Origin of the sequence: Acinetobacter sp. FL, from assembly GCF_040744925.1 — a bacterium.
Classification (GTDB): Bacteria; Pseudomonadota; Gammaproteobacteria; order Pseudomonadales; family Moraxellaceae; genus Acinetobacter; species Acinetobacter radioresistens.
On record NZ_CP160437.1, the window covers coordinates 1,556,675 to 1,569,760 of the forward strand.

Here is a 13,086-nt window from a genome sequence, read left to right on the forward strand (position 1 = left end):
GAAATTCAATATACTCTTTTCAAAGAGCGTTATAAGCTTTCTTAAAGAAACAGAATTCTTGTCCTATAAAAAGTAACAAAATATTTGTGCATAGATAACATAACCTTTTAATTGTTACATCTGAGAAGTTTTACTAGAGTGATGTTCATATAAGTCCCTTTTATAGTTAAGCTTAAATTTTTTAGCCATTCTCACGACTATTCAACAGACGATTTATAATATTCCTGATATTTTTTAATTACGTTTTACTCTAACCAGAGACCTATGGCTGATCCACAACTTTCTTTAAGTGAATATTTATCTGGCGTACAGGAAATTATTCAGCTGACTTTTGATGAGTCCGTTTGGGTCAGGGCAGAAATACGTAATTTAAATATTAAAGGTGGTCACTATTATCTGGAGCTTGCTGAAAAAGAACAGCAGAGCGATAAGGTCATTGCTAGTTGCCGGGCAACCATCTGGAAATTTAGTGCGGCAAACATTGTGCTTAAATTCGAGCGTGAAAGTGGAATAGAACTGTCTAAAGACTTAAATGTGCTTATTAAGGTCAAGGCTCGTTTTGATCCGCAATATGGGTTTTCAGTCAATATTGAAGATATAGATTCGAGCTTTACCCTAGGTGATATCGCCAGACAATATCAGCAACTGGTTGAACGGTTAACTCAGGAAGGACTGATCGAACGAAACCGTCAGCTTGTTACGCCGTTTGATATCCAGCATGTACTGGTTATTGCCCCGCAACAGGCTGCCGGTTTAGGTGACTTTAAAAAAGATGCTGATGTACTACAAAAATATGGTGTCTGCAATTTCATCTATCAAACAGCTACATTTCAGGGCCAAACAGCTCCAAAAAGTATTATAGAGGCTCTACGTAGTGCTATGAAACACTGGGCTAATGATTTTAACTACCCTCCTGACCTGATTGTAATTATTCGCGGTGGCGGTGCTGTAAATGATTTGGCCTATTTAAATGATTATGAACTGGCTGCCCTTTTATGCAAACGTTCGGTTCCCGTATGGGTAGGTATCGGCCATGAAAAAGACAGGACTATTCTGGATGAAATTGCCCATCGCTCTTTTGATACCCCAAGTAAGGTTATTGCAGGAATTCGAAATACTATCAGTGAAAACGTACAGCAGGTTCAAAATACCTTTCAGCGTATTAAGACTTTATCTCAATATCAGCTTACGGTTTATCAGAGCCAAAATGATCAATATATGCGTTTAATCCGAACTTTGTCTCATAGCCAGCTTTCTGAGTCAGCCAAAACCCTAGACGTTTTAAAGGATGTGGTCCATTACTGTGCCCAGCAGCAAGTTCGTCAGACTAAACAACATATTGACAGCCTATTAAAAGAGACCTTACTACAAAATCCACGACATATTTTGAATAAGGGCTACGCAATTGTCCGGCATAATGGTAGGGCCATTCGTTCTGTGCAGCAATTAAATGTTATACAAAATATACAGCTCGAGCTGCAGGATGGTACGATTCAGGCAGAAATTGTAAAAGGAAGTCAAAATGAATAATGAAGAACTCAGCTTTAAACAGGGTTATGAGATCTTGAAAAAGAATGCCGAGTTTCTGGAAACTCAGGAAGAACCAGACATTGATAATCTGATGGAGATTGTAGAAGAATCTATGCGAGCCTATAAGGCTTGTAAAAGTCGTGTAGAAGCAGTTCAGCAAGCATTAACAGAAACTTTTAAAGAATGAAGATGGTTTAGCGAGATTAAAAGTATAATATGCTTAGCTTGGATATGTTAACGACCTGTTAAAACTTAACAACTTATAATTGAAATAGTCTAAAGCTGTCTTCATAGTCACTAATAAGAATAGAGTAATGACAGGAAATAAAATTATGAGCATAACTAAAAATCAACTACATGACCGCATTAAAGATTTACAGGTTCGTGCCTATAATATTTCGGAAAAATTGAATAATGCAGGGAATAAAGAATATCAGAGCAACCTGTTTATTCATTCCACAGGCAATGATGAAAGGATGGACTATGGGGTCGATTCAGCATGGTATGCCAAACTTTCTAATAAAAATGAATCTGTGAGAGATAATCTGGAAGTAATTTATCGCACTCTTATTGATAATGACTACAGTGATAACGAATTAAAAATTTTATCGGACAAACTGGAACATTATGCGCAAGAACTTGCAGCCATTGAGCAGGAATATCATCGCTAACTTTTGGAATTAATTTATTATATTGTAGAATACCAGACAGTTTCTGACATCTGGTATTCTTTAAAAATAATCATCAGGTGAAAATATCTATGCAATTTTTTGATTCTACTACAGCTATCATGCTAATAGTTACTATTATCCTTCTTCTGCTGGTTCGCTATTATTTTAAAAAATAATTTTCTCTCAACCTGTCTTGGTTAGCAAAAATTTTATTTTATATATCTATACTGCAACTTTTTATATAGCTAGCTGTTCTTCTATTTCGAGTAATTTTAAAGTAGATAAGAAATTATGAATATAGTAGAGCATTATGTGTGCTAATTATTTACCTATCCGACCTGAACATGCACATTTACTAGATTTACCACAAATGACATTCGACTATCAGGCTGAAGTCTATCCTAGTGATCGGAGTCCAATCATTATTGCTCCAGAACAACAGCCTGAATGGCGCCGTGCCATATTTGGTCTGGTTCCGGTTTGGGCAAAGGATTTAAAAATAGTACAAAAAACTTTTAATGCCCGGAGTGAAACTGTAAGCGAGAAACCAAGTTTCAGACATGCGTGGAAATCAGACCAGTTTGCACTCATTCCAGTTGAAGTATTTTTTGAGCCTCGCTATATCGAGGGAAAAGCACAACGCTGGGGAATTTATCGTAAAGATGGGCAACCTTTTACGATAGCAGCAATTTATGAGCGCACGAAACTTGAAAAAGAGTTTATACATTCTATGTCTATGCTCACTATAAATGCTGAGAAGCATCCATTAATGTCACAGTTTCATAAGCCAGGAAAAGAAAAACGCTCTGTTGTAGTGATTCCACCCGAGCTACGTCTAGCTTGGTTACAAGCTCCCCATCAAGAAGCTCAAAATTTTTTAACCAGCTTTCCTGCTGAAGACTTTATAGCTGAACATATGCCCTATTCAGCACAGTACGATTTTAATATCAATTCATTCTAAACGCAGTAGCTCTATCTTAGATCATGAAAATATTCTTGATCAGCTGGTTTAGGCTCTAACAGTTAGCTTTCTCAACTATTATTAATAAAATATAAAAATTTCTTATTGCGAAATTAATTTCTATTTAGCAAAATGTAATAAAGACTTAAATAAACTATTTTGGAGAATATATGGAATTTAAAAATGGATTTGAATTTCTGATGGCCATAAAGGATGGGAAAATCCAGAGTCCTGCTGCTATGGCTCAAACTATTCCTATGCGTATTATTGATGTGCAGCCTGGTCATATTAAATATGCAGTTACACCAGATGAGCGTCATCTTAATTTACAGGGTTTAATTCATGGTGGCTTCTGTGCCACAGTACTAGATACAGCAACTGGAGGTGCAGTTCATACAACTGTTGAGAATGGAGTAAGTTTTGCAACACTGGATTTGAATGTCAAAATGATTCGGCCTTTACAGAAAGATAAAACATATATTGCCATTGGGGATGTAATTAATACGGGACGTAATATTTTAACGTCTGAAGCTCGTATAGTTGATGAGAGTGATAAAGTTTATGCTTTTGGTTCAGCTACTCTTATGATTACTAATCGTTCTTGAATTTTTTTGTGAGGTTTATGTTGAGAGGTTTGCTTTAAAAATTTAAAACTATACTTAGGCTATTTAATTGAGAATTAATTTACTTAGGCTATTACTTTAGTAGAGCGATAAATCTTACTGAGGGATCGTAGATTGCTTCACTGCTCGGTAATCATAGCGATCAAATAAAAAAATGAGTAATGCGATGCAGACTCCTAATATTACACATACTGGCCAGCCTCCATGTTTCCAGAAAAAGACCGCCAAAAATGAACCTATAGCTGCGCCACCAAAGTACATCGTCATATAAATTGAATTAATCCTTGAACGTGCTGTAGCTGAAATCCGGTAAACCAGATTCTGATTTAATACATGCAAGGCAGAAAGCCCGAAATAGGCTAAAATCACCCCTACTCCATACATCCATAATGATTGCTGAGCAAAATAGAGTGGTAACCAAGATATGATTAATAAACAGATGCATATGCGTGCTACATGGTCATCTTGACCACGGCTGATGAGTTTACCTGCCCAAGGTGTAGCAAAAACCCCTGCTAAACCTACAATTCCAAAAAGGCCAATCTGAAAATCGTTAAAATGGTAAGGAGCATTTGCTAAAAGAAAGGTCATCGTTGTAAAGATAAGAGTAAGCATCCCAAAGCCGAGTCCTCCTACAATACCCCTACGGATCAGATGGGGTTCATGAACAGCAAAGCTGAATAAAGACTGGTAAATTTTCCATATTGTTAAGCCAGATACTTTATTGGACTGAGGCAAGCGTTTCCACATCACCAGTGCAAATAAAAGTATGGTTATACCACTACCCAGATAAATATAGTGCCAAGACCACATGGTAGAGACTAACCCGGCTATTGTTCGGGCGGAAAGTATTCCCATCAGTAAACCACTCATCAGTATACCGACAAGTTCAGCACTTTTACGCGGACATACCAGATTGGAAATGAAGGGAATAAGTACCTGAGCTGCTATAGAAAAGAATGTGGCTAAAAATGTAAAACCATAAAGTACAGAAACTGAATGACTCATGGAAAGCCCAATCTGGGCAATTCCGGTTAAACACATGAGCAGGCAGATAAAACCCCGTTTCTCAAAAAGGTCTCCTAAGGGAACCAATACAAATAAACCGGCAGCATATGAAAGCTGACTAATCACAATTGTAAAGGCTGCCTGTTCTGCACTCACTGAAAGGCTTTCTGAAATTGAATATATTAATGGCTGATTAAAATAATTTGAGCCGGCGCATAAACCGCAGGTAATTGCCAGCATCAGAATCAGACCTCGTGACAGGTCATAATGTTCTGGCTGGCTATTTTGCATAAATGACATCCTTGTCTGGTTAAATTAAAACTTATAACGTGCTGACATATTAACACGTGAAATATCTGCTTCTTTTCCTGCAAAGTTTTCACGTTTACCATGATGATATTCTACACCCAGATCTACGTGCTCCACTGGGGTATAAAATGCATTAACTACATGGTCAGTCAGGCGTTTATTACTTTCTGGATTGGCTTTGGCATATGCACTATTATCATCATATTGCAGTAATGAAGTTGCAATATTTGCTCGCCACTGGTCATTAAATTTATGAGAGTAACCAATACTCAGGCTATCAAATTCATTTAACAGTATCTCATTATTATCTGTATTTACAGAGAAGTCGCCGCCCCAGTTTGCGTTATCCGAGGTTGAACCCTGATTGGTATAAAATACAAACTTCTGGTCACCTTTTACATGGTAATAGTTCGCCTGAACTGATTGCTGAGCATTAAATTTATATTTGGCACCCGCTCCTACACCCCAACTGACTTTCTCAATATCACCAGTGGTAGCTTGTGCCTGCTTCTCGTTGATGAAGCCCTGCCCCATCAAATGCAATGGTCCATTCTTGTAAGTGTATTTACTAGTCAGGCTTGGAAATTCTGAAGTTCTTTCACCTGAATACTCAAGAGCCATCTGCAATGTATGTGCGGGGCTAAACTGCCACTGATAGCGGACTTGCGGATCACGCAGGATTGAAGCACCGAGTAACTGGGTAAAATCAACTGACTCAGTAATTGTTTCCATATTCGACATAAGCGACCATGTCTGGCCAAATAACCAGTCATCAAAACTGACATAAGCATGACGTATTCTGAGTTTACCGTCACCTTTACCACTGTCCACCCAAAAGTCAGCTTCCAGCTTGGCTTTAACATCTTTACGTCCCCCCAGATGATTAATGTCTACTCCAAAGCGGCTGGCGGCTACGGTAAAATCTGAACGGTTTCCCTCAATTCCATCAAAAGGGACACTATTAATCTTATTACTGGTACGCCCTCCGCTTGAACGGCCTGTTGTATTTTTAAAGTCTACAGCACCATCCATACGCAAGATGCCATAAAAATCGACATTGTCTTTCCATGAGGAAGTATTAATTTTCTGTGTTAAAGCGCGATCTTCCTGCTGCTGTGCTTGCAGAACATTTTGTTGCTGTTTTTGCTCTTTAAGCTCGGTCTTTAAGCGCTGTAATTCATTTTCCAACAGTAAAATACGCTGCTCGGTAGAATCGGCGAAAATACTCCCTGAGGCCGCAGCACAGGCTGCAGCTAAAATCATTTTTTTCATTCTTTAATCCTTAAAGATATTAAATCCGTATAAAAAGCTTTTTAAGTTCTGGCGTCGGCAAGTGCACATCCAGTCATAGACTGCAATTCTTCAAAACTTAAGCCTTCAACTATTTCCTTAACTAATGCTTTGCCATTGCTGAGTTCAATAATGCAGAGATCAGTATAAATCCGGTTCACACATTGCTCCCCTGTTACCGGGTAAGTCAGCGCATTAACCACTTTAGGCTCACCATGCTTAGTCACATGTTCCATACATACGAAAATAGTTTTTGCGCCGACTGCAAGATCCATTGCACCACCTACAGCTGGTACTGCATCTGCTTCACCAGTATGCCAGTTGGCCAGGTCACCATTTACTGCAACCTGAAAAGCCCCAAGCACACAAATATCCAGATGCCCGCCGCGCATGATGTCAAATGAGTCACCATGATGCATAAAACAGCCACCATCCAGTAAAGTGACAAATTCTTTTCCTGCATTAATGAGATCAGGGTCTTCTTGCCCTGGCTCTGGTGGTGCACCAAAAGCCAATATACCGTTTTCTGAATGCAGAATAATTTCCCGGTCTGTTGGCAGGTATTTAGAAACTTTTGTTGGCAGACCTATACCTAGATTCACATAAGAACCATCGGGGATATCTTGTGCAATTAACTGTACAATTTGCTCACGTGTACGCTTCTGGATACTCATGCGCCACCTCCTGGCAACTGAAATACATGCTGAACGAAAATTCCTGGTGTGACGACACACTCAGGATTTAATGTACCCAGCTCAACAATTTCATGAACCTGAGCAATTGTGATCTCTGCAGCTTTAGCCATAAGGGGGCCAAAGTTTCGCGCAGCTTTTCGATAAGTCAGATTACCCCAACGGTCTGCTTTGTCTGCATAGATCAGTGCATAGTCAGCTTCAATCGGATATTCAAGTACATAAGCTTTGCCTTTGATAATACGAGTTTCCTTACCTTCAGCAATCTTGGTTCCATAACCGGTCGGAGTAAATACTGCTCCCAGTCCAGCACCAGCTGCCTGAATCCGGCAGGCCAGATTGCCCTGTGGTACTAGCTCCAGCTCTATTTTTCCTGCTTTATAAAGTTCATCAAATACTTTGGTATTATTAGCTTTTGGGAAAGAACAGATCATTTTTTTGACCAGTCCAGCCATTAATAGCTTGGTCAGACCACGGTCACCTGAGGCTGCATTATTATTGATAATGGTCAGGTCGCGTGGGCCAAAGTCAATCAGGGCCTCAATGAGTTCAACTGGTTGTCCAGCTAGTCCAAAGCCGCTGGTCATGATACTGGCCCCGTCTGGAATACCCTTTAAAATCGTTTCAATATCCGGAGTGATTTTATTGATCATCTGAACTTTTACCTTCTCAAATATAAAAAAAGAGCAATGGTAAATACCATTACTCTGCTTTTTGAGGATTATATAAACGGTCTTTAATAAACAAGGCTGGAATTAAACCGCAAAGAAAATAGGCTACACCCATAATCAACAGACCTGTACCGATGGAACCGCCTTGTGCAAAGTAGCCAATAGTAACCGGCGCAAGTACTGCACCCAGACGGCCAATATTATATGCACCGCCTACAGCTGTACCTCGAACCTTGGTTGGAAAGCTCTCTGTCATATAAGTTGCATTGATTCCGTATGGAATACCGTACAGAAAACCGAATAACAGCATTAGCCATAAAATATTGTCAGGCGTATTACCAAATACAATGATGGGAATAAAGATTGCTGTGCCCATTGTACCGAAGGCAAATACAGCACGGCGTCCAATCCGGTCTGCAATATAGCCTGCAATAATTTTTGTACAGATCATGATAAAGAATGTACCGATCATATACATGGTCATTTCTTTAAACTTGATACCAAGATCGGATTCTAAATAGGCTGGCAACCAGTTACTTACCCCATAATAGCCGAACTGTAGAAAAGCAGTACTGAATGACCACAGGATGAACATGCGGCGGTTCATAACATCTGCAAAAATTGTCTTGAAAGCACCTTTAGGTTTAGGTTGGCTCTGATCTACTGAAGTGGTAGTGGTGAGGCGCTGGGCACGTGCATCTTTCCATGACTGTGGTTCAGGCACCAGAAAGTGCATGGCTACTGCCAGAACAATAGGAATAATTGAAATATAAAACAGCATGCGCCAGCCAAATTCAGGAATAAGCCAGCCTGCAAGTACCGTAGCCACAATTGAACCCAAGGTCCAGCCAGTCATAAGGGCAGCTAATACAGTCGAGCGATATTTTGTAGGAACATATTCTGCCATTAAGGTGTTACAGGCGATGTAGAGTGCCCCTAAACCAATCGCTGAAATAAAACGTAGTGTCACAAATTGCTGGTAACTTTGTGCAAAGCCCAGCCAGCAGGTCAGCAACGAGAATAAGGTAATTGCAATAACAATAACCCGCACCCGTCCAAAACGGTCACAGGCCCAGCCACCAAAGAAGCCACCAATTGCCATGCCTGCCAGTGTCCAGCTTCCGAGTGCGCCTGCCTGTATACTGCTTAAACCAAATTCAGTTTTCAGACTGGTTAGACTATAAGATAAAAAAGCAATATCAGCGCCATCAACCAATAAAGCCAGGAAGGAAAAAATAAAAGCAAATTTCCAGACTTTTGCATTTGTTGTGTTATCTGTTTTTTGAACAGCCTGATCCATCATGTCCATTTCCTTGTAATAAAAGGCATCTTAGCTCTGATGCCTTATCCCCATCATGTCCTCATTACGAAGACACTTCTTTAATCATGTTGCGTGCAATAATAATTTGCTGAATCTGTGTGGTTCCCTCATAAAGACGGAACAGGCGTACATCCCGATAGAAACGTTCAATACTGTATTCACTGATATAGCCAGCCCCTCCATGAATCTGTACACAGCGGTCTGCAACACGGCCACACATTTCCGTTGCGAACATTTTTGAGCATGAAGCTTCCGTACTGATATTTTCACCCTGGTCACGACGACGTGCAGCATCGAGCACCATACATTTGGCTGCATAGATTTCAGCTTTGGAGTCTGCCAGCATGGCCTGGATTAACTGGAAACTGGCAATTGGCTGACCGAACTGTTTACGTTCAACGGCATACCGCAGTGCGTCATCCAGCATACGTTCTGCTACCCCTACACTATAGGCTCCAATATGCAGACGTCCTTTATCAAGGACTTTCATGGCTGTTTTAAAACCGACCCCTTCCACTCCTCCAATCAGGGCAGAGGCGGGTACACGACAGTTTTCAAAGATGACGTCACAGGTATGTGAACCCTTCTGCCCCATTTTCTGATCAATTTTTCCAAGAGTAATACTTGGATTATCGGCTTCAACTAGAAAGGCAGAAATACCGCCTGAGCCTTTAATTTCAGGATTGGTTCTGGCCATTACGGTAAAGGTTGCAGCATGTGGAGCATTGGTGATATAGCGTTTAGTGCCATTCAGGATATAAAAATCGCCATTTTTGACTGCAGTCGTGCGTAAAGATGCAGCATCAGAACCTGATTCCGGTTCAGTCAGGCAAAACGAACCAATGATTTCACCACTGGCATAGCGTGGTAAATACTTCTGTTTTTGCTCTTCAGTGCCATCAATCAAGATTGCGCTAGAACCAATACCATTATTTGTTCCAATAAGTGAACGGAAGGCTGGTGAAGTCTGGCCCAGTTCAAAGGCAACTCGTACCTCTTCCTCCATAGTAATTCCTAAACCGCCATACTCTTCAGGGATAGTGAGTCCAAATAAACCGAGTTCACGCATTTTCTGGATGAGGTCTTCAGGAATTTTATCTGCTTCGGCAACTTCGTGTTCACGTGGAATAAGTTCATTTTTAACAAAATTTCGAATCGTTGAAAGCAGCTGTTCAAGCATTCCTTCATCACGGATCATCAGAGATCTCCCTACCTATTTATTTTAAACGCTATAGATTTTTCACTTCATTTAAATTTCACAATGAAAAATCTGGTTTTACTTATGCTGTTCTGAATAGTAAAAGATAAAATGCACAAAATTCAAGCTTTTTTGAAAATTAATTTCGTCGAGCGAAATTAATTTTTTTAATTAATATAAATCAAATAATTAATAAAATAATAAAAATGTTTTTAATTCTACTTCGAAATTAATTGCAAAAAAATTTAGACATAACAGGATAAAAAGAATATAGTTTTGCTATACGAAACAAAGTAATCAATATAATTAAGACCTAGGAATCAAGAGTTAAAGGCAATACTTGTCTTTTTCATTGCACTGAAATTTTAAGCTAAAACATAAAAACCCAGTGCTTTTCTAGAATCTTAATTAAGAAGATGGAATGTAAGAAATCCCAAATTTATAGGCCTTATATGTACTCATCATTGACTGCTAAGCTCTTCACAGATTGAACTGATAAATAAATGTAGCATGATGAATGACTTATAAGCCTTAAGCCGTAGTGATACCAAAATATTTTTTGAGTAATCAAAAATTACTCTCTTACTATCTCTGAAATGGAGTTTTCAAATGCTAAATGCCTATATTTACGATGGTTTACGTAGTCCGATTGGCCGTCATGGGGGTGTACTCGCGTCTATACGTCCTGATGATCTGGCAGCAGAAGTTATTAAAAAGCTCATTGAAAAAACAGGTGTACCAGGGACAGATATTGAAGATGTTATTCTGGGTGATACGAATCAGGCTGGCGAAGACAGCCGTAATGTAGCACGTATGGCTGTGTTATTGGCCGGTTTGCCAGTTACTGTACCCGGACAGACAGTAAACCGGTTATGTGCAAGTGGTTTAGGGGCTGTTATCGATTCGGCTCGTGCCATTACCTGTGGTGAAGGTGAACTGTATATTGCTGGTGGTGTAGAAAGCATGACCCGTGCACCATTTGTTATGGGCAAAGCAGAAACTGCATTTAGTCGTGAGGCAAAAATCTTTGATACTACTATTGGTTCACGTTTTCCTAATAAGAAAATTACTGCGCAGTATGGTGGCCATTCAATGCCTGAAACAGGCGATAATGTAGCTGTCGAATTTGGAATTACCCGTGAACAGGCGGATACCTTTGCTGCACAGTCACAGGCGAAATATCAGCAGGCAAAGACTGAAGGCTTCTTTGAAGGAGAAATTACTCCTATTGAAGTTTCTCAAGGTAAAAAGTTACCGCCTAAACTGGTTAGTGAAGATGAACATCCACGTCCATCTTCTAACTTTGAAGCCCTATCTAAATTAAAACCCTTGTTTGAAGGTGGTGTAGTTACTGCTGGAAATGCTTCTGGTATTAATGACGGCGCAGCAGCTCTACTGATTGGTTCAGAAACAGTTCAGGAAAAATACGGCTTAAAGCCAATGGCAAAAATTTTGTCAGCGGCAGCGGCAGGTATTGAACCACGTATTATGGGTGCAGGTCCTATTGAGGCAATTAAAAAAGCAGTCAGCCGTGCTGGTCTGACTCTTGATGATATGGACATTATTGAAATCAATGAAGCTTTTGCTTCACAGGTATTGTCCTGTTTGAAAGGTTTAGATGTAGATTTTAATGATCCGCGTGTTAATCCAAATGGAGGAGCAATTGCAGTAGGCCACCCTCTTGGTGCTTCTGGCGCCCGTCTTACACTAACGGTTGCACGTGAATTACAGCGCCGCCAGAAAAAATATGCAGTGGTTAGTCTTTGTATTGGTGTAGGTCAAGGTCTGGCTATGGTCATTGAAAACGTTTCTTGATTTTTTGAGTTTAAAGATCCATTCACTATAAAAGTGGTGAATGGATTAATTTTGTTTAACGAAATATAATGAATAACATATTTATTTTTCATTATATTTGAGGCTTGAATGTCTGAAAGTACCAGAGTAGAAAAAACTGAAAAAATAACCAATCTGGATGAAATTCGTCTCGACCCTATCTCTCATATACACCGTGAAAATAATCCGCAATTTATTGCCTCTTTGGCACGTGGATTAGAGTTACTGCGCTGCTTTTCTGCTCATAAGCAGGTCTTGGGTAATCAGGAACTGGCTAAGATGACAGGTTTACCGAAGCCGACAATTGCCCGTATTACTAATACATTGGTAAGCTTAGGCTATTTAAAACAGTTGCCAAATTCTACAAAGTACATGCTTGATATAGGTGTACTTTCCTTAGGCTATTCAGCCTTGTCTAATATCTCTATTCGCAATACTGCTCATCCGCTTATGGAAGAGATGAGTAAATATGCTCAGGCACCGGTCGCTATGGCAACCCGTGACCGGTTGAATATGATTTATATTGATGTAGTACAAGTAGAAAGCTCACTGAATATGCGTCGCCCTATTGGTTCGACTTTACCCATTTATAGCAGCTCTATGGGACGGGCCTGTCTGGCAGCTACACCAGAACATGAGCGCAATTTCTTGATGGATGCACTAGCCAAGAAAAATCCGGAGAACTGGCCTTCAATCAAACGTTCACTTGAACGTGCTTTTCGTGATTATCAGGACTATGGCTATTGTTTATCTTTAGGAGAATGGCATAAGGAAGTAAATTCTGTGGCGGTACCCTTGGTAAGCAGTCAGCATGGTTTATATGTCTTTAACTGTGGAGCACCCAGCTTTCAACTCAGTCCCGAGCGCCTCGAAGATGAAATCGGTCCGCGCCTGATTCATATGGTGCACAATATTCAGGACTCATTAAATGAAATTATGTAAAATATAAAAAGTCCCCGACTTGTAAGAACGGGGACTT

Annotated in this window: 13 protein-coding genes; 7 read left to right on the forward strand and 6 right to left on the reverse strand. The window is 39.9% G+C overall.

Features of this window, described 5'->3' with window-relative positions; genetic code table 11:
* The first annotated feature begins 264 nt into the window (after positions 1–264).
* The 5 genes from xseA to ABZP31_RS07280 all read left to right on the forward strand — a co-directional run bounded on the left by xseA (position 265) and on the right by ABZP31_RS07280 (position 3,767).
* Entirely contained in the window at positions 265–1,530 is a 1,266-nt protein-coding gene (xseA, locus tag ABZP31_RS07260) for an exodeoxyribonuclease VII large subunit (protein WP_111281284.1), read from the forward strand.
* The gene (gene xseB, locus ABZP31_RS07265) at positions 1,523–1,717 is read left to right on the forward strand and encodes an exodeoxyribonuclease VII small subunit (protein ID WP_005014193.1); all 195 of its coding nucleotides are present in this window, start codon (positions 1,523–1,525) and stop codon (positions 1,715–1,717) included. The genes xseA and xseB overlap by 8 nt, the downstream gene beginning before the upstream one ends.
* Before the next feature lie 145 nt (positions 1,718–1,862).
* Complete coding sequence (locus ABZP31_RS07270; protein ID WP_005025972.1) at positions 1,863–2,201, forward strand: hypothetical protein; 339 nt, start codon at positions 1,863–1,865, stop codon at positions 2,199–2,201.
* Between the two features lie 310 nt (positions 2,202–2,511).
* The gene (locus ABZP31_RS07275) at positions 2,512–3,162 is read left to right on the forward strand and encodes an SOS response-associated peptidase (protein WP_248130689.1); all 651 of its coding nucleotides are present in this window, start codon (positions 2,512–2,514) and stop codon (positions 3,160–3,162) included.
* A 170-nt stretch (positions 3,163–3,332) separates the two neighbouring features.
* A complete protein-coding gene (locus tag ABZP31_RS07280; RefSeq protein WP_005407350.1) occupies positions 3,333–3,767 on the forward strand; it encodes a PaaI family thioesterase in 435 nt (144 codons plus the stop codon).
* A 114-nt stretch (positions 3,768–3,881) separates the two neighbouring features.
* On the opposite strand, the gene ABZP31_RS07285 is transcribed toward ABZP31_RS07280, so the two are convergent.
* The 6 genes from ABZP31_RS07285 to ABZP31_RS07310 all read right to left on the reverse strand — a co-directional run bounded on the left by ABZP31_RS07285 (position 3,882) and on the right by ABZP31_RS07310 (position 10,274).
* Entirely contained in the window at positions 3,882–5,084 is a 1,203-nt protein-coding gene (locus ABZP31_RS07285; protein WP_034671047.1) for an MFS transporter, read from the reverse strand.
* Between the two features lie 24 nt (positions 5,085–5,108).
* Positions 5,109–6,374, reverse strand: a complete 1,266-nt coding sequence (locus tag ABZP31_RS07290) for a DcaP family trimeric outer membrane transporter (protein ID WP_248134675.1) — start codon at positions 6,372–6,374, stop codon at positions 5,109–5,111.
* 41 nt (positions 6,375–6,415) lie between these two features.
* Positions 6,416–7,066, reverse strand: a complete 651-nt coding sequence (locus tag ABZP31_RS07295) for a 3-oxoacid CoA-transferase subunit B (RefSeq protein WP_005014181.1) — start codon at positions 7,064–7,066, stop codon at positions 6,416–6,418.
* Complete coding sequence (locus ABZP31_RS07300) at positions 7,063–7,737, reverse strand: 3-oxoacid CoA-transferase subunit A (protein ID WP_046206206.1); 675 nt, start codon at positions 7,735–7,737, stop codon at positions 7,063–7,065. Before ABZP31_RS07300 ends, ABZP31_RS07295 begins: the two co-directional genes overlap by 4 nt.
* Before the next feature lie 49 nt (positions 7,738–7,786).
* On the reverse strand, positions 7,787–9,058 hold the full coding sequence (locus tag ABZP31_RS07305) for an MFS transporter (RefSeq protein WP_005404933.1): 1,272 nt from the start codon (positions 9,056–9,058) through the stop codon (positions 7,787–7,789).
* Positions 9,059–9,119: 61 nt separating this feature from the next.
* On the reverse strand, positions 9,120–10,274 hold the full coding sequence (locus ABZP31_RS07310; RefSeq protein WP_262475729.1) for an acyl-CoA dehydrogenase family protein: 1,155 nt from the start codon (positions 10,272–10,274) through the stop codon (positions 9,120–9,122).
* 609 nt (positions 10,275–10,883) lie between these two features.
* Here ABZP31_RS07310 and ABZP31_RS07315 point away from each other — a divergent pair.
* Positions 10,884–12,089, forward strand: a complete 1,206-nt coding sequence (locus tag ABZP31_RS07315) for a 3-oxoadipyl-CoA thiolase (RefSeq protein WP_005025990.1) — start codon at positions 10,884–10,886, stop codon at positions 12,087–12,089.
* Positions 12,090–12,197: 108 nt separating this feature from the next.
* Positions 12,198–13,049: an IclR family transcriptional regulator gene (locus ABZP31_RS07320; protein ID WP_005014172.1), complete on the forward strand. Its 852-nt coding sequence runs from the start codon at positions 12,198–12,200 to the stop codon at positions 13,047–13,049.
* Positions 13,050–13,086 lie beyond the last annotated feature (37 nt).